The sequence below is a fragment of the Thermocatellispora tengchongensis genome, from assembly GCF_014202315.1.
Taxonomy (GTDB): domain Bacteria; phylum Actinomycetota; class Actinomycetes; order Streptosporangiales; family Streptosporangiaceae; genus Thermocatellispora; species Thermocatellispora tengchongensis.
This window is the reverse complement of the sequence record NZ_JACHGN010000015.1, coordinates 25271-41768: the sequence shown is the minus strand read 5'-3', so window position 1 is coordinate 41768 and position 16498 is coordinate 25271. Positions and strand designations below refer to the sequence as shown.

The following is a 16498-nucleotide window of genomic DNA, read 5'->3' as shown; positions in this document are numbered from 1 at the left end:
TCGCCCCGAGTTGACGACGATTATCCTTTTCGCCTAGCTTAGGGGACCCTAATACTATGCGTACAGCGTTAACAAGGGAAGGGGCGGCCGATGTCCGTCTCGCGGCGCGAGCTGTTGCGTCTGGCCGGGATCACCGCCGGGCTGTCGGCCGGGGGTTGCCTGCTGGCGGCGTGCGGCTCGCCGCCCGGCGGGCCGGCGGGCGCGTCGCCCGGCCCGGTTCGCGGTGGCGGCACGGCTCCGGCGCGGCGCGGCGGGACGCTGCGCCTGGCCTTCGCCGGAGGCGGCGCGAGCGAGACCCTCGATCCGCTGGCCGCCTACAGCCCGGCCGACCTCGTCCGCTCCATGGTGGTGTTCGACCGGCTGTTCACCGTCACCGACGGCGCGGCGGCGCCCGCGCTGGCCGTCGGCGCGGAGCCGGCCGCCGACGCCCGCTCGTTCGTCCTGACGCTGAGGGAAGGGGTGACCTGGCACGACGGCTCGCCGTTGCGGGCGGCGGACGTCGCCTACACCCTGGCGGCGCTGACCGCGCCCACCAGCGGCGCCGCCGCCGAGCTGACCGCCTATCTGGACGTCGCGAAGGTGTCGGTGACCGGCGAGCGGACGCTGCGGGTGCCCACGCTGCGGCCGGTCGGCGACCCCGCCACGCTGCTCGCGGGCGCCGGGCTGCCGGTGATCAAGGAGGGCACGAAGTCGTTCCGTCCCGGTGAGTTGGCCGGCACCGGCGCCTTCAGGGTCACCGCGTTCGAGGCGGGCCGGGAGGCCCGGCTGACCCGCTACGAGCGGCACTGGGGCGGCGCCCCGCCCGCCGACGAACTGGTGGTGCTCAGCATCGACGACCCGCAGGCCAGAGTGAACGCTGTACGCGACGGGCAGGCCGACTACGCCTCCGACATCCCGTACGCGCTCGCCAAGGCCGGGGCGGGCGCGGCCGGACTGGAGATCCGCTCCGCCGGGGAGCGCCGCCGTACCGGCTACGGCTTCGTGCTCAACACCACCCGCGCGCCGATGTCCGACCCCGGCGTGCGCATGGCGCTGCGGCTGGCCGTGGACCGGCAAGCCCTGGTCGACGCGGTGTTCCTCGGGTACGGCGGCCCCGCCAACGACCTGTACGGCCACGGGGCCCAGTACTTCGCCTCCGACGTCCCCGTCCTCACCCGCGACGTCGCCAGGGCCCGCGAGCTGATCAAGGCGGCCGGCGCCGAAGGGGCCCGCGTCACCATCCGCAGCGCCGACTACGAGACCGGGCTCAACGCCTCCACCGAGCTGTTCGCCGAGCAACTGCGCGCGCTCGGGCTGGACGCCCGGCCGCAGATCGTCCCGCCGGCCGCGTACTTCGACCCCGACGGACTGGCCGGGGCCGACGCGGTCGTCCTCCCGCTCGGCCCGCACCCGCTGAGCGTGATCTTCACCCGCTCGGCCGCCTACCCCTCGCTCGCGTTCGCCGACCCGGAGTTGGAGCGGCAGACGGCGACCGCGGTGTCCACCACCGACCCGCGGCGGCGCGAGCAGGCGTGGCGGGCCGCCCAGCGCGTCATGACCGAACGGGGCAACTGGATCGTGTGGGGGCTCGGCGACACGCTGAGCCTGACCCGCGCGGACGTCACCGGCATCGAGGCCCGCGACTCGGCGAAGTACCCCTACCTCGGCAAGGCGGGCTTCGCGGCATGAGACGACCGGCGCCCACGGCCCGGCAGGTCCGCGCGCTCGCCAACCGGCTGATCGTCGCCGTCTTCCTGCTCGTGCTGCTGTCCCTGGTCGTGTACGTGGGCGTGGACCTGCTGCCCGGAGACCCGGTGACCGCGCGGCTGGGGCAGGCCGGGCCGGCGCGCGTCGCCGAGGTCCGCGCCGGCCTCGGCCTGGACCGGCCGCTCGCCACGCGCTACCTGGACTGGGCCGCCGGCCTCCTGCGCGGCGACCTGGGCACCTCGGCGACGGGGCGGCCGGTCGCCGAGATGCTGTCGGCCCGCCTGGGCAACTCGATGCTGCCGGCGGCCATCACCGTCGTCCTGATGGTCCCGTCGTCGCTGGCGCTCGGCGTCACCGCCGGGCTGTTCCGGGGGCGCCCGGCCGACCGCATCCTGTCCACGGCGCTGCTGCTGGTGGTGTCCGTCCCGGAGTTCGTGCTGGCCGGAGGGCTGGTGCTGGTCTTCGCGGCCGGCCTGAGGTGGCTGCCCGCCGTGTCGCTGGTCCCGGCCGGCGGGAACCCGCTGGACACCCCGGCCGTGCTGGTCCTGCCCGTGACCGCCCTGCTGCTGCTCGCCCTCGGGTACGCCGGGCGGATCATCAGGGCCGCGACCGCTGCGGCCCTGCGCGCACCGCATGTGGAGTTCCTCCGGCTCAACGGCATCCCTCCGCGCGCGGTCCTGGCCCGCGCCGTCCTGCCGGCGGTCCTGCCGGTGGCGTTCCAGGTGTGGCTGACCACCGCCGTCGGCCTGGTCGGCGGCGCCGTCCTGGTGGAGAAGGTCTTCGCCTACCCGGGGATCGGCGAGGTGCTCATCACGGCGGTGCAGACCGGCGACCTGCCCGTGGTGCAGGCCCTGGCCATGATCCTCGGCGCCGCGATGCTGGTCGCGCTGCTGCTCGCCGACCTGGGCACCCGGGCGATGGTCCCGTCCCTGCGGACGGCGCCCCGATGAGGTCGTCGCGCTTCCCCGCCGGCTCCTGGCCCGCGTTCGCCGCGGCGGCGGTCCTGCTCGCCGTGGCCGCGGCCGCCCTGCTGGGACCGCTGCTCGCGCCGCACACCGCGACCCGGCCGGTCGGCCTCCCGTACGCGCCGCCGGGCGCCGCCGGGCTGCTCGGCACCGATCACCTGGGACGGGACGTGCTGTCCCGGGTGCTCCTCGGCGGGCTGCCGGTGCTCGCGACCAGTGCCGCCGGCGCGCTCGCGGGTTCGGCGCTGGGCGTCACGGCGGGCCTGGGCGCGGCCCTGCTCGGCGCCCGCCGGGCCTGGGCGGAAGGCGCGCTGCTGCGCCCGCTCGACGCCGTCGCCGCGCTGCCGCCGCTGGTCGTCCTGCTGCTCGCGCTGACCGCGTTGCCGGGACGGGCCGGGATCGTCCTGGCGGTCGCGGTCGCCGGCGCGCCGCTGTCGGCCCGGGTGATCCGCGCCGCGGCGGCGCCGATGGTGAGCCGCGGCCATGTCGAGGCGGCCGTGGCCCGCGGCGAGAGCCTGGGCTGGCTGCTGGGACGCGAGCTGCTTCCCCTCGTCGCCGGCCCGGTGCTGGCCGACGCCGGCCTGCGCTTCGTCATGGCCGTCTACCTGGTCACCGCGGCCGGGTTCCTCGGGATGGGGACCGGCGGCACCGACTGGGGCGTGCTGATCGCCGAGGCGTTGCCGGGCGCCGGGCTGCAGCCGGCGGCGCTGGCCGCGCCCGTGCTGCTGGTGGCCGCGCTGGGCGTGAGCGTCAACGTGCTGGCCGATGAGATGCTGCGGCGCGGCCGGGCGGTGCTCGCGTGAGCCCGCTGGTGGAGGTGGACGGGCTGCGGCTCAGCGCCGGTGCCACCGCCGTGGTGGACGGCCTGCGGTTCACCATCGACCCGGGCGAGTGCGTCGCGATGGTGGGCCCGTCGGGCTCGGGCAAGACCACCACCGCGCTGGCCCTGCTCGGTCACCTGCGCGACGGCGTCCGCCACACCGGCGGCACCGTACGCGTCGCCGGGCTCGGCGCCCTGCCGGGGCCGGCGCCGGGCCTGCGCGGGGGAGCCGCGGCCTACCTGGGCCAGGACCCCGGCGCCACCCTCAACCCCTACCAGCGGGTGTCCTCGCTGCTCCTGACCGCGCTCGGGAGGACGCCCCGGGCCGGGCGCGCCGGAGCCGTCGCCGCGCTCCTCGCCCGGGTGGGCCTGACGCCGGACCTGGCGGCCCGCTACCCGCACCAGCTCTCCGGAGGACAGCAGCAGCGGGTGGCGCTGGCCGTCGCGCTGGCCCGCCGCCCGCGCCTGCTCATCCTGGACGAGCCGGCCAGCGCCCTGGACGTGGTCTCGGCGCAGGAGGTCCGCCGCGAGCTGGTGGCCGTCCGCAGGCAGGGGGTGTCGCTGCTGTGGATCACCCATGACGTGCACGCCGTACGGGACGCCGTGGACCGGGTGCTGGTGCTCGACGCGGGCGGCCTTGCCGAGGACGCGCCCTATCGGCGGTTCGTCTCGGCCCCCGCCTCGCCCGCCGGCCGCGCGCTCGTGGGTGCGGCGGAGCCGGGACAGGCGCCCCCGAGGACGGTTCCGCGGCGGGAGGCCGTCCTCACCGCGCGGGACCTCGTGGCGGGGTATCCCGGCAGGCCGGCCGTGCTCGACGGCGTGTCGCTGGAGGCGTACGCGGGCCGGTGCCTGGCCGTGCTGGGCGTCTCCGGCGCCGGTAAGAGCACCCTCGCCAGGTGCCTGGCGGGGCTGCACCCGCCGGCCGCCGGGACCGTGCGGCTCGACGGCGTCCCGCTCGCGCCCGGCGTACGCGCCAGGACCCGCGAGCAGCGCGCCGCCGTCCAGTTCGTGGCGCAGGACCCGGCCGGCGCGCTGCACCCCCGGCAGGACGTGCGCACCGCGCTGGCCCGGCCGTTGCGCCTGTTCCACGGGCTGCGCGAGCGCGGCGCCGTGGACGCCGAGGTCGCCCGGCTCCTCGACGCCGTCCGGCTGCCCGCCGAGTACGCCCGGCGGCTGCCCGGCGAGCTGTCGGGCGGCCAGCGCCAGCGCGTCGCCCTCGCCCGCGCCCTGGCGGCCCGGCCCCGCGTCCTGGTCTGCGACGAGATCACCGCCGCCCTGGACACCGTCACCCGGGCCGCCGTCCTGGACCTGCTCGCCGCGCTGCGCACCGAACACGACCTCGCCCTCGTCGTCATCACGCACAGCCCGCAGGTCGTCGCCCACCTGGCCGACGACGTCCTCACCCTGGACGACGGCCGGCTCACCGCGACCGCGGTGCCGCCCCTCGCCGCACACGGAGACCGCCGGCAGCCCTTGCCCTGACCCGCGCCGAACCGCCTGTGCAGGGGGCGGCGCGCAGGGCGGGGCGCGGCGGCCGGGACCGCCTGTCGTTCACAGGGCCGAGCCGCCCGTGGCGTCCACGACCCGCCCGGTCACCCAGCGGGCGTCGTCGGAGGCGAGGAAGGCCACGACGTCCGCGACGTCCTCGGGCGTGCCGACCCGGCCGAGCGCCGAGATGGCCGACGCCTGCTCCCACGCCTGGGGGTCGGCGCGCAGCCAGCCGGCGTTGAGGTCGGTGTCGATGATCCCCGGCGCGACCGAGTTGACCGTGATCCCGCGCGGGCCGAGCGCTTTGGCGAGGTTGAGGGTGAAGGTGTCCAGGGCGCCCTTGGTCGAGCCGTAGGCGATGATCTCGGGCATCGCCACCCGCGACACGCCGCTGGAGATGTTGATGATCCGTCCGCCGTCGTTGAGGCGGGCCAGCGCGTGCCGGACGATGAAGAACGGCGCGCGGACGTTCACCGCGAACACCTTGTCGAACTCCGCCTCTGTCAGCCCGGCGAGGTCGGAGCTGCGGCCGATGCCGGCGTTGTTGACCACGATGTCGACCCGGGCGTTCCCGGTCGCCGCGTCGAACGCCTCCCACAGGGCCGTCGCGTCACCGTGCCGGCCCAGCTCGGCGTGCAGGGCGAACGCCCGCCCGCCGTCCTTCGCGATGCTCCGGACGACCTCGTCCGCCGCCGCCGATTCGCGCGCGTAGGTCAGCGCGACGGTGGCCCCGTCGGCCGCCAGCCGCCGCGCGATGGCCCGTCCGATGCCCCGGCTGCCCCCGGTGACCAGCGCGATCCTGCCCGCAAGACGTCCCATGACGACGCTCCGCTCATTTGTTGAGTGATCGTTCAAGAAATACGGTAGCACGGATTCTTGAGTGAAGGTTCTATAATTCGGCGTATGACCGAGAGCCGCCGTGGCCGTCCTCGCACCTTCGACCGCGACCGGGCGCTCGCCACGGCCGTCCGCCTGTTCTGGGAGCGCGGCTACGAGGCCACCTCCGTCGGCGACCTGACGGCGGCGATGGGCATCCGGCCCGCGAGCCTGTACGCGGCCTTCGGTGACAAGGAGGCCCTGTTCAAGGAGGTCGTCGCCGCCTACCAGGAGTCGGAGCCCGCGGGCTTCGCCCGCTCCGCCCTGCGCGAGGAGCCGACCGCCTACGGCGCCTTCGCCCGCATTCTGCGCGAGGCCGCCGAGATCTACACCGACCCGTCCCATCCGGCGGGCTGCCTGATCATCCGCTCGGCCGTCAACGTCAGCCCGAAGGACGCCGGCGTCGAGGCGTTCCTCCGCGACATCCGCAACGCCAACGTCGATGCCTTCGCCGCCCGTCTCGACGAGGCCGTCCGCGCCGGCGAACTGCCCGGCTCGACCGACACCCGGGCCCTGGCCCAGTACCTGGCGACCGTCATCCAGGGCTTCTCACAGCGGGCGGCCGACGGCGTGAGCGCCGCCGAGCTGCGTCCGGTGGCCGAGCTCGCCCTCGCGGCCTGGCCCGCGCCGCCGCCGGAAGGCCGCTGACGCGGACCACGGCCTCCTGAAATACGGCAGATGCCAAGGATTCGAACATCTTCCCCAAAGTTGGTAGCATTCGCGTGATGTCCTCCCCCCTTTCGGTAGCGAGGGGAGTGATGGTCCAAGTGGCGTTCGCCTGGGACGACGCGGAGAGTATCGCCGCCGCCCACGAGAGGTTTCACGAAGGTCGGGCCGCCGGGCGGATCGTCAGGCCGTCCATCCTGACATCCTGGCAGCGCTGCCGGTCGCTGGGCCTGGTCCCGGACCGGCTGGAGGTGCCGTACCTAGAGGACCTGGACCTGGAGAGCCGCCTGTGCCGGGCCGCCGCTCCCGTGCTCGCCAAGGTGGAGTCCGCTCTCGCCGGAACGGGCGTGAGCATGATCCTCACCGACGGCAAGGGCAGGGTGATCCAGCGCAGGGGCGGCGAGCCGGAGCTCAACCGGCGCCTCGACGCGATCCGTCTCGCCGTCGGATTCGCCTTCGCCGAGCAGACCGCCGGCACCAACGGGATCGGCACGGCCCTCACGGACAGGCGCCCCTGCTTCGTCGTCGGCGCCGAGCACTTCGCCGAGTGCCTGTACCCCCTGGCCTGTGCCGGCGCGCCGATCCGCGACCCCCTGAGCGGGCGGGTGGAAGGGGTGCTCGACCTCACCTGCTGGCGGGACGACGCTGACCCCACGATGATGAGGGTCGTCCGCGACGCCGCCCACACCATCGAGCAGCGTCTGCTGGAACAGACCACGGCGCGGGAGCGGGAGTTCCTCGACGCGTTCCTGCGCACCAACCACGGGGCTCGGCTGCTCGTCCATCCGCCGGCCGAGGGCGGTCTCGGTGAGCTCTCCTCGGCCGATGAGGTTCTCGGGCGTGCCGACCAGGCCCTGCTCCGGGAGAAGGCCGCAGAGCTGATCTCCTCGCCGCACCTGCCCATGGCCCGCGTGGAACTGCGCAACGGCCAGGTCGCCGCCCTCATCCGCCGGCCGGTCGCCGGCCCCTCGGGAGAGACCGGCATCGCGGTGGAGGCCCGCCTGTCCGGGGAAACCGTGCCGCCGCGCCCGCTGCCGCCCTTCGTCTCCGGACCGCCCGGTCAGGCCGTTCCGGTGCGCGCGCCCGGGACGCCGACCGATGCTTCTCACGAAACCGCCCCCGCGAGTGGCACCGACTCCGAGAGCGGCACCGCCCCGGCGGGCGGCACCGAGGGATGGCTGCTCCTCGTCGGTGAGCTGGGCGTGGGACGGCTCGCCCTTCAGGCGCGCCAGCGCCTGGAGCTCCTCTACGACGCCAGCGTGCGGATCGGGACCACCCTCGACGTGACCCGGACGGCCGAGGAACTGGCCGAGGTGGTCGTGCCGCGGTTCGCGGACTTCGTCGCCATCGACCTGCCGGAGGCCGTGCTGCTGGGGGAGGAGCCGGCGCCCGACGCCAGCGTGCTCCGCCGGGTGGCGTTCGGCGGCGTCCACGACTCCCCGCTGTTCCAGGCGGGGGACACGGTGGACTTCGTCCCCTCCACCCCGCAGGCCAGGTGCCTGGCCGCCCGCCAGGCGGTGCTGGAGGCGGATCTGACGGAGGCCATCGGCTGGAGGGCCGTGGATCCCCCGCGCGCGGAGAAGATCCTCGGATGCGGGATCCGCTCGCTCATCGCGGCGCCCATGCGTGCGCGCGGCACGACCCTGGGCGTGGTCAGCTTCTTCCGTTCGGAGACGCGCGACGCCTTCGAGGACGACGACCTCTACATCGCCGAGGAACTGGTCGGCCGCGCGGGATTGTGCATCGACAACGCCCGCCGCTTCACCCGCGAGCGTACGATGGCGCTCGCCCTGCAGCGCAGTCTGCTCCCGCGCGGCCTGCCCGAGCACGGCGCGGTCGAGGTCGCGCATCGTTACCTGCCCGCACAGGCGGGGGTGAGCGGCGACTGGTACGACGTCATCCCGCTGTCGGGTTCCCGGGTGGCGCTGGCGGTCGGCGATGTGGTCGGGCACGGCATGCACGCCGCGGTCACCATGGGACGCCTGCGTACGGCCGTGCAGAACTTCGCGGCGCTCGACCTGCCCGTGGAGGACGTGCTCAGCCGCCTGGACGATCTCGTGGACCGGCTCGACGCCGACCAGGGCCCGGCGGAGCCGGGGCTGGGCGGCGGCAACGGGATCGTGGGGGCCAGTTGCCTGTACGCGGTGTACGACCCGGTGTCCATGCGCTGCACCGTGGCCCGCGCCGGTCATCCGCTGCCCGCGCTGGTGCTTCCCGACGGGACGGTGGAGTTCCCCGACGTGCCGGCGGGACCGCCGCTGGGGCTCGGCGGGCTGCCGTTCGAGCCGGTCGAGCTGGACATTCCCGACGGCAGCCGGCTGGTCCTCTACACCGACGGCCTCATCGAGCAGCGCCGCCGCGACATCGACGTGGGGCTGAGGCTGCTCCGCGACGCCCTCGCGCGTTCCGGCCGCTCGCCCGAGGACACCTGCGAGGCGGTGCTCCACGCCCTGCTGCCCGGACGTCCCAGTGACGACGTCGCCCTGCTCGTCGCCCGCATGCACGCGCTGGAGCCGGACAAGGTGGCCGTCTGGGACGTGGGCGCCGACCCGGCGAACGTCGGCCCGGCACGCGAGGCGGTGACCTCGCAGCTCGCCCGCTGGGGCTTGGAGGACCTGGCGTTCACCACCGAGCTCATGGTCAGCGAGCTGGCCACCAACGCGATCCGGTACGCCAAGGAGCCCATCCAGGTACGCCTGCTCCGTGACCACGACACCCTGATCTGCGAGGTGTCCGACGGCAGCAGCACCTCGCCCCGGATGCGCCGCGCCGCCAACACGGACGAAGGCGGACGCGGGCTGTTCCTGATCGCCCAGCTCGCCACACGCTGGGGCACCCGGTACACGAAGAGCGGCAAGGTCATCTGGGCGGAGCAGAAAGTGCGCGGGACCGCGTCGCCGGACGGGGACCGCGACGGCCTCAGCGTGGCGTCGCCGACTCGGTGAGCGCGCGGTCCAGGATGGTCATCGCCTGGTCGAGCTCGCCCTCGCTGAGCGTCAGCGGGGGCGCGATGCGGAAGATCCCGCCCATGCCGGGGAGCTGCACGATGTTCATGTGCAGGCCCAGGCGCAGGCATGCCGCGGTGACGTCCTGGCCCAGCCGCTCGGCGGGCTCCTTGGTCGTGCGGTCTGTCACCAGCTCGATCCCCTGCAACAGCCCCCGGCCGCGTACGTCGCCGACGACCTCGTGACGTCGCTGCAGGTCCAGGAGCCGTTCCCGGAGCTGTTCGCCGAGCGTGCCCGCGCGCTCCACGAGCTTGTCCCGTTCGATGACGGCCAGGACCGCCGAGCCGACAGCGGCGGCGAGCGGGTCGGACGCGTGCGTGGTGAAGAACAGGAACCCCCGGGAGTGGCAGACGTCCTCGATCTCCTCCGTGGTGACCACGGCCGCGACCGGGAGGCCCGCCCCGAGCGTCTTGGACAGGGTGAGGATGTCCGGGACGACGCCGTCCCGTTCGAAGGCGTACATGGCGCCGGTCCGGCCGAGGCCGGTCTGGGCCTCATCGACGATGAGGAGCATGCCCCGCTCGGCGCATTTGCGCTTCAACGAGGCGAGGTATCCGGGCGGCGGGTCGATGATGCCGCCGGAGGACAGGATCGGCTCGACGATGACGGCCGCCAGGCTGCCCGACGACTGCCGGTCGATCAGCTCGAACCCGTAGTCGAGCTCGGTCTCCCAGTCGTGGGAGCCGTCGGGGCGGCGGAACGGCGAGCGGTAGGCGTTGGGCGTCGGCAACGTCATGTTGCCCGGGGCGGGCGGGCCGTAGCCGCGCCTGCCCGCGGAGTACGTCGCCGCGGCGGCGCCCGAGGTCATGCCGTGCCACGACCGGTCGAAGGAGACGATCTCGTACCCGCCGGTGAACAGCTTGGCCATCTTGATCGCGGCCTCGTTCGACTCGGCGCCCGTGGTCAGCAGGAACACCTTCGACAGGGCGGGCGGCAGCGTGGCGGACAGCCGCTCGGCGAAATCCACCACCGGGCGGCTGAGCATGCCGCTGTAGAGATGGCCGAGGCTCGACACGGCCTGCGTCACCGCCGCGACGATGTCGGGGTGCGCGTGCCCGAGCACGGCGCTCATCTGCCCGGAGGTGAAATCGAGGATCGCGTTGCCCTGGTCGTCGTAGACGTAGGAGCCCTTCGCGTGCTCGATGACCCGCGGCGTGAAGGCCGCGCCGTAACGGACGAGATGGCGCTGTACCTCGTGCCAGAAGCCACGGTCTTCCACGAGCTGTGCCTGCCTTTCGTACGTGCCTCGGGGCGGCGTGCTCAGCCACCGCTCGACCGCCTCGATGTAATCACGCGCCGCCCGCAGCGGCCAGGAGGGGGCCCGGTCTGACGATCTCCCTCAGCCGGCTCCCTCAGCCGGGTCCCTCAGCCCGCGGCCTCCCTCTCCCGGACATCCCGGGACGGTCCCACCGGGGCCGGCGCGGGACGCATCCGGAACGCCACGGCCAGCGCGAGGACGACGACCACGGCCATGGCCAGGAAGGCGTCGGAGAAGGCGGCGCCCTCGTGGCCGGGATACAGCGGGTTGACGGCGCCGGCGCCGCCTTCCTGCCGTGCGGTCACCAGCACGCCGAACAGGGCCGGGCCGGTGCCGGCGCCGAGGAACTGGGCTCCCTGGAGGATCCCGAGGCCGACGCCGACCTGAGCGGACGGCAACGCGCTCGCCGCGGCGCCGATGATCGGGGTTATCACGAGGATGAAGCCGACGCTGAGCCCGAACATCCCGACCCCCGCGGGGACCACCGACGTGCCTCCCGTGAAGGCCGACAGGAACAGGGCGAACAGTCCCATGGCCGCGAGGCCGGCCAGCACCAGGGGCCGGGTGCCGACGCGGTCGGCGAGGCGGCCGATCAACGGTGAGAGGGCGGCGACGGCGACCCCGGCCGGGATCATGACCAGGGCGCCCGCCCCCGGTTCGAGGCCGTTGACGTCGATCACCAGCAGGGGGACGAGCACCAGGCCGCCGAGATTGACGATCATGGCCAGGAACGCGACGATGACCGCGGCCCGGTAGACCCGGTTGGTGAACAGCGCGGGCGGGACGAACGGCTGCGCGACGCGGGCGGTGCGCCACGCGAACAGCGCGATGGCCACGGCCGCCACGACGAGGCTGACCCAGGACGCGGGTGCGGCGAAGCCGGCCACCTGCGCCTGGGTGATGCCGAACAGCACCAGCCCGGCGCCCAGGCCCAGGAGGATGCCGCCGGGAAGGTCGAACCGGCCCGTACTCGCCGGGGGCTCGCCCGGCAGCACGCGCCACGCCGCGGGAAGCAGTGCCAGCGCGACCACGAGCATGATCCAGAACAGCGCGGGCCAGCCGAGGAACTGGCCGATCCCGCCGCCGACGGCCGGTCCGGCGGCGGTGCCGACGCCCGTGGCCGCGGACAGGACGCCGATGCCCATCCCTCGCCTGTCCTCCGGCATCAGCCTGGTGACGGCGATGATCGAGAGCACCGGTATCGCGGCCGCGCCCGCCCCCATCACGATCCGCCCGAGTACGAGCACGAGAAGATCCGGGGCGAGCGCGCAGATGAGGCTCCCGGCGGCGTAGGCCAGCAGGGCGAGGGCGAACAGCCGCCGCAGGCTCACCCGGTCGGAGACGCGGCCGTAGAAGGGGATGCCGATGGAGAACATCAGCAGGAAGCCGGTGACGACCCACGCGAGTTCCGCCTCGGTGGCCCCGAACTCCGCCCCGATCGCCGGGAGCACGAGATTGACCATGTCGCTGGCGATGACCGTGGCGAGCATCGCCGGCAGCAGCACCGCCAGCAGGGCCGGCCCTGAACGGGCTCGTCCGGTCGTGGCCGCCGTGGATGTCATACGAAGACCCCTTCGTGCGCAGTCTTTACTGCCACCATTTGGGTTGCAGTTAGGGCGAAAAGAACGGCGGAGGACCCGCCTCCGCCGTCGCTCGGCTAGCGATTCGTCAGCCCGAGATCCCGCTCCCGTTCCACCACCTGCCGGCGCAGGTGGGCGATGGTCGTGCGGCCGAGCCGTTCTTCCATGGCCCGTTCCGCCTCCTGGAACTCCACCTCCAGCAGCGACTGGATGTGCCGCCCGACCTCGCAGTCGCGGCTGGGGGGATGGGGATGCCGCGACAGGATCGGCCCCGCCTCGACGGCGGCGTACGCGTCGTGGAGTGTGATCTCGCGCGGGTCGCGGGCGAGGGACCAGCCGCCGCCGCGCCCCTCGGCCGACCACACCAGACCGGCGTCACGCAGGCTGCCGAGGATGCGCCGCACCAGAACCGGGTTGCTCGACAGGCTGTCCGCGATCTCCGCCGACGTCAGCGAGTGGTCGTCGCGGCGTGCCAGCATCGTGAGCGCGTGGATCGCGACCGCGGTCCTGCTGCTGAGACTCACCGTGCCCCCTCCGTGTGCCGCCGTGACGCCGACGAAACTGCAACGAGGCTAGTTGCAGTTCGTTCCGCCGTCAATGCCACCGTTCCGGCGCGGCCCTGAGCTGCTGTGACCGGCGGGTCAGGGGGTGGCCAGTGCCTCGGTCGGTGACAGGCGGGCGGCGCGTACGGCGGGCCACAGCCCGGCCGCGGCGCCGATCGCGGCGGTGGCGGCCACGCCGCCTCCCAGCGCGGCGGCGGGGACGACGATCGCCCACCCCTGCACCACCGCGTACGCCGCGGTGAGCAGGGTCCCGAGCACCGCCCCGGCCAGGCCGCCCAGCGCGGACAGCACCACCGCCTCCACCAGGAACTGGGCCAGGATCTGTCCCCGGCTCGCGCCCAGGGCCCGGCGCAGCCCGATCTCGCCCCGCCGCTCCAGCACCGAGATCACCATCGTGTTGGCCACGCCCACACCGCCGACCAGCAGGGCGACGGCGCCCAGGCCCAGCAGCAGCCCGGTGAACGCCTGCTCGGCCAGGCGTTTGGCGGCCAGCGCGTCCGAGGGGCGCGAGACCTCCACGTCGGCGGGGCTCTGCGGGTACGCGGTGGGGGCGAGCAGGTCGCGGACCTTCTCGATCCGCTCCTCGTCGGCCCGCACGTAGACCCGGGTGGGATGGCCCGGGTGGTCCCACAGCCGCCGTGCCGACGGCCCGCCGACCAGCGCGGCGGTGTCGATCTCGGGGGCGAGCTCCACCGGGGCGAGGATGCCGGCCACCGTGTGGTAGACCTCGCCGACCAGCACCTGTACGCCGGGGCCCGCCCTGGTGACGCCCAGCCGCGCCGCGGCCGTGTGGCCGAGGACGACGACCGGGTATCTGGCGGTGGCCGCGTTCAGCCAGGTGCCCACCGCCATCCGGGCCCGGAGCACGGCGGGCAGCTCCAGGTCGGCGGCGTGCACGCTGATGCCGCCGCTCTCGCCCTTGGGAATGCGGTCGTTGCGGTAGGCGCGCAGGTGCTCGATCCGGGCCGTGGACGTGGCCGCCAGCACGCCGTCCACCCTGCGGATCATCGCGGTCGCCTCGGGCGGGAGCTCGGCCCTGCCGCCCAGGAACGTGTCCCCGGGGCCGACGGTCAGCAGGTTGGTGCCCAGGCGCCCGATCTGCGCGTCGAGGTCCGCCCTGCTGGAGGCGGAGATGCCGACGACCGAGACCATGGCGGCGATCCCGATCGCGATGCCCAGCGCCGACAGGAACACCCGGGCCGGCCGGGCCCGAAGGCCGCTCGCGCCGACCCGCAGCAGGTCCGCGGGCGAGAGCCGCGCCCGCCTCCCGGCCGCCGTCCTCTCGCGCGGTGCTCCGGTCACGGCCGTGCCCTCCCGTCCTGCCGTACGTCGGCCACCACCCGGCCGTCGCGCACCTCGATACGGCGTGGCGGCGCGGCGGCGACCTCGTGGTGGTGGGTGATCACGACCACCGTCGAGCCGGCCGCGTTCAGCTCGCGCAGCAGCCCGAGCACCGCCTCGCCCGAGGCCGAGTCGAGCGCGCCCGTGGGCTCGTCCGCCAGCAGCAGCACCGGCTCGCCGACCACCGCCCTTGCGATGGCAACCCGCTGCATCTGCCCGCCGGACAGCTCGTGCGGCCGGTGGTGCGCCCGGTCGGCCAGGCCCACCCTGGCCAGGGCCTCCTCCGCCCTGCGCCGCCGCTCCCGCAGCGGCACCCCGGCGTACAGCAGGCCGTCGGCGACGTTGTCCAGCGCGCTGACCCCCTGGGAGAGGTGGAAGCGCTGGAAGACGAACCCGATCGCGCGGGCCCGCAGTTCGGAGGTGCGCCGGTCGCCGAGCCCGCCGGCGTCGTGGCCGTCCACGCGCACGGTGCCGCTGGTCGGCACGTCCAGCGTGCCGAGGAGGTTGAGCATGGTGGACTTGCCCGACCCCGAGGGGCCCACGATGGCGACGAACTCGCCCCGCTCGATGGAGAAGGTGACCTCGCGCAGCGCGGCGACCCCGCCCGGGTAGACCTTGGAGACGCCGACCAGCTCGGCCGCGGGCGTCCGCGGCCCGGCCCCGAGCGGCGGAGGGCTGAGCGCGGTGTCGCGCCGAATGCTCACCGGGCCACCTCCACCTGGGCTCCGGCCGTCAGGCCGGGGGCGCTCACCTCGACCTTGCCGTCGGCGAACATGCCGGTCTTCACCTCGATGTCGCGCGCCGCGCCGCCGGGACCGAGCAGGGTGACCCCGTAGCCGCCGCCGGGCAGCGCGATGAGCGCCGACACCGGCACCACCAGCACGTCCCGCCTGCGGGAGCCGACCAGCGAGACCTCCACCGGCGCGCGGTCGAACCGCAGCGCGGCGCGGGAGGCCGGGATGTCCACGGTGACGTCGATGGTGTCCTCGGGCACGCCCCCCGTCCCCTCGCGCTTCTTGACCTCCGAGCCGATGGACGCCACCGTGCCCCTGACCGTCTTGCCGCCGGGCAGGGTCACCGTGACCGCGCCTCCCACCCGCACGAGCCGGTGGTCGCCGATGCTGATCGGCACGGTGACCACGCGCCGGGGCGAGGTGAGGGTGAGCACCGGCGCCCCCGGCGCCAGCGTCTGCCCCAGGGCGGCCTTGCGCGCGTCCACGCGCACGGGCCCCGGGGCGTACCACACGGTGGCCGGATCGACCTCGCCCGTCTCCTTCAGGCCGCGGTCCTCCTGCCAGCGGCGTACGGCGGCGGCCGTGGCCGCGGTGTAGTCGTCGTCCACGGTGAAGCCGGTGTATCCCAGCGCGGCCAGGGCCTTCTCGAACTGACGGACGTCGCGGCCCTCGTCGCCCGCCTTCAGCCGCCGGTACGCCGGCTGCTCGCCGTACAGCAGCAGGACGTCCCTGCCGTCCACCTGGTAGAGGCGCTGCCCCTGCCGGACGACCCGCCCCGCGCGGGGCCGCCAGGTGAGGCGGCCGGGCGCCGCGGCGGTGACCTCCGCGCGCCCGGCGTAGCCCAGGGTGCCCCGCACCGTCTTGCGCTCCGTCAGGGTCGTACGCTCCACGGTCGCACGCGCGGGACCGGGCGGCGCCGGCCGCGGCGCCTCGGGCTCCGGGCCCGCCCCGGTGACGAGCACGGCGGCGGCGACCCCGCCGCATCCGGCCAGGACGGCCGCCGCCCAGACGAGCGGGCGGCCGCCTCGGCGCGATCCGGTCACGGCCGGACCTTGGCCGAGCACTCGCGCATGGCCTGGAGCACCTTCTCCCCGCCCTGGGGGACCGGGAACCCCTCGCCCGGCCGGGGGTCGGGGACGTCGATGCCCTTCTCGCGCAGGCACCTGGCCAGGGCCACGTTCCGCTGGTGCCGGGCTTCCGCATCGGGCGCCCCCGGGGCGACCGGCCGCAGCTTCTCGCACGCCTTCTGCGCCTTCTCCAGCACGTCGGCCGGAGCCTTGGGCATCTGGGCCACGCCGCCCTGCGGGTCGGGCATGTCCACGCCGTTCTCGCGCATGCACCTGGCGTACTTCAGCAGGCCCTCCTGGAAGGCGGCGTCCCCCTGCCGGGAACCGCCGTCCGCCCCTTCCGCGGGCACCGCGGTGCCCGCGGTCCTGTCCTCCCCTCCCTGGCCGCACGCCGTGAGCACCAGCAGCGCGGCCGCCGGAATCAGGAACAGGGCACGTCTCATCGCGTC

The 16498-nt window shown here is 74.7% G+C and carries 14 protein-coding genes; 6 read left to right on the top strand and 8 right to left on the bottom strand.

All coding sequences use genetic code 11. The annotated features are described in order from the left end of the window. Window positions 1–90: 90 nt before the first annotated feature. Genes HNP84_RS31190 through HNP84_RS31175 form a run of 4 tightly spaced genes read left to right on the top strand, consistent with a single transcriptional unit; the run spans window position 91 to window position 4953 of the window. Window positions 91–1668, top strand: a complete 1578-nt coding sequence (locus HNP84_RS31190) for an ABC transporter substrate-binding protein (protein WP_185053532.1) — start codon at window positions 91–93, stop codon at window positions 1666–1668. Then, entirely contained in the window at window positions 1665–2636 is a 972-nt protein-coding gene (locus HNP84_RS31185) for an ABC transporter permease (RefSeq protein ID WP_185053531.1), read from the top strand. Before HNP84_RS31190 ends, HNP84_RS31185 begins: the two co-directional genes overlap by 4 nt. Further along, window positions 2633–3454, top strand: coding sequence for an ABC transporter permease subunit (locus tag HNP84_RS31180; RefSeq protein WP_185053530.1), 822 nt, complete (start codon window positions 2633–2635; stop codon window positions 3452–3454). Before HNP84_RS31185 ends, HNP84_RS31180 begins: the two co-directional genes overlap by 4 nt. Beyond that, window positions 3451–4953, top strand: a complete 1503-nt coding sequence (locus tag HNP84_RS31175; protein WP_185053529.1) for an ABC transporter ATP-binding protein — start codon at window positions 3451–3453, stop codon at window positions 4951–4953. Before HNP84_RS31180 ends, HNP84_RS31175 begins: the two co-directional genes overlap by 4 nt. Window positions 4954–5022: 69 nt before the next feature. On the opposite strand, the gene HNP84_RS31170 is transcribed toward HNP84_RS31175, so the two are convergent. Then, entirely contained in the window at window positions 5023–5778 is a 756-nt protein-coding gene (locus tag HNP84_RS31170; RefSeq protein WP_185053528.1) for a glucose 1-dehydrogenase, read from the bottom strand. 84 nt (window positions 5779–5862) lie between these two features. On the opposite strand from HNP84_RS31170, the gene HNP84_RS31165 reads away from it, so the two are divergent. Then, window positions 5863–6483: a TetR/AcrR family transcriptional regulator gene (locus HNP84_RS31165; protein WP_185053527.1), complete on the top strand. Its 621-nt coding sequence runs from the start codon at window positions 5863–5865 to the stop codon at window positions 6481–6483. 110 nt (window positions 6484–6593) lie between these two features. Next, a complete protein-coding gene (locus HNP84_RS31160; RefSeq protein WP_185053526.1) occupies window positions 6594–9446 on the top strand; it encodes a SpoIIE family protein phosphatase in 2853 nt (950 codons plus the stop codon). Here HNP84_RS31160 and HNP84_RS31155 read toward each other — a convergent pair. The 7 genes from HNP84_RS31155 to HNP84_RS31125 all read right to left on the bottom strand — a co-directional run bounded on the left by HNP84_RS31155 (window position 9421) and on the right by HNP84_RS31125 (window position 16492). Further along, window positions 9421–10725: an aspartate aminotransferase family protein gene (locus HNP84_RS31155; protein WP_185053525.1), complete on the bottom strand. Its 1305-nt coding sequence runs from the start codon at window positions 10723–10725 to the stop codon at window positions 9421–9423. The genes HNP84_RS31160 and HNP84_RS31155 overlap by 26 nt on opposite strands. Window positions 10726–10871: 146 nt before the next feature. Continuing rightward, on the bottom strand, window positions 10872–12326 hold the full coding sequence (locus tag HNP84_RS31150) for an MFS transporter (RefSeq protein ID WP_185053524.1): 1455 nt from the start codon (window positions 12324–12326) through the stop codon (window positions 10872–10874). 95 nt (window positions 12327–12421) lie between these two features. Continuing rightward, window positions 12422–12868: an Rrf2 family transcriptional regulator gene (locus HNP84_RS31145; RefSeq protein ID WP_185053523.1), complete on the bottom strand. Its 447-nt coding sequence runs from the start codon at window positions 12866–12868 to the stop codon at window positions 12422–12424. Between the two features lie 117 nt (window positions 12869–12985). Beyond that, window positions 12986–14209, bottom strand: coding sequence for an ABC transporter permease (locus HNP84_RS31140; protein ID WP_185053522.1), 1224 nt, complete (start codon window positions 14207–14209; stop codon window positions 12986–12988). After that, on the bottom strand, window positions 14206–14946 hold the full coding sequence (locus HNP84_RS31135; RefSeq protein WP_185053738.1) for an ABC transporter ATP-binding protein: 741 nt from the start codon (window positions 14944–14946) through the stop codon (window positions 14206–14208). Before HNP84_RS31135 ends, HNP84_RS31140 begins: the two co-directional genes overlap by 4 nt. 2 nt (window positions 14947–14948) lie before the next feature. Continuing rightward, window positions 14949–16025, bottom strand: coding sequence for an efflux RND transporter periplasmic adaptor subunit (locus HNP84_RS53710; protein ID WP_185053521.1), 1077 nt, complete (start codon window positions 16023–16025; stop codon window positions 14949–14951). Next, entirely contained in the window at window positions 16022–16492 is a 471-nt protein-coding gene (locus tag HNP84_RS31125) for a hypothetical protein (RefSeq protein ID WP_185053520.1), read from the bottom strand. Before HNP84_RS31125 ends, HNP84_RS53710 begins: the two co-directional genes overlap by 4 nt. Window positions 16493–16498: the final 6 nt, after the last annotated feature.

Coding starts and splice junctions, on each gene's coding strand:
- HNP84_RS31190 (WP_185053532.1), top strand. CDS start 91: ATGTCCGTCTCGCGGCGCGAGCTGTTGCGTCTGGCCGGGATCACCGCC.
- HNP84_RS31185 (WP_185053531.1), top strand. CDS start 1,665: ATGAGACGACCGGCGCCCACGGCCCGGCAGGTCCGCGCGCTCGCCAAC.
- HNP84_RS31180 (WP_185053530.1), top strand. CDS start 2,633: ATGAGGTCGTCGCGCTTCCCCGCCGGCTCCTGGCCCGCGTTCGCCGCG.
- HNP84_RS31170 (WP_185053528.1), bottom strand. CDS start 5,778: ATGGGACGTCTTGCGGGCAGGATCGCGCTGGTCACCGGGGGCAGCCGG.
- HNP84_RS31165 (WP_185053527.1), top strand. CDS start 5,863: ATGACCGAGAGCCGCCGTGGCCGTCCTCGCACCTTCGACCGCGACCGG.
- HNP84_RS31160 (WP_185053526.1), top strand. CDS start 6,594: ATGGTCCAAGTGGCGTTCGCCTGGGACGACGCGGAGAGTATCGCCGCC.
- HNP84_RS31150 (WP_185053524.1), bottom strand. CDS start 12,326: ATGACATCCACGGCGGCCACGACCGGACGAGCCCGTTCAGGGCCGGCC.
- HNP84_RS31125 (WP_185053520.1), bottom strand. CDS start 16,492: ATGAGACGTGCCCTGTTCCTGATTCCGGCGGCCGCGCTGCTGGTGCTC.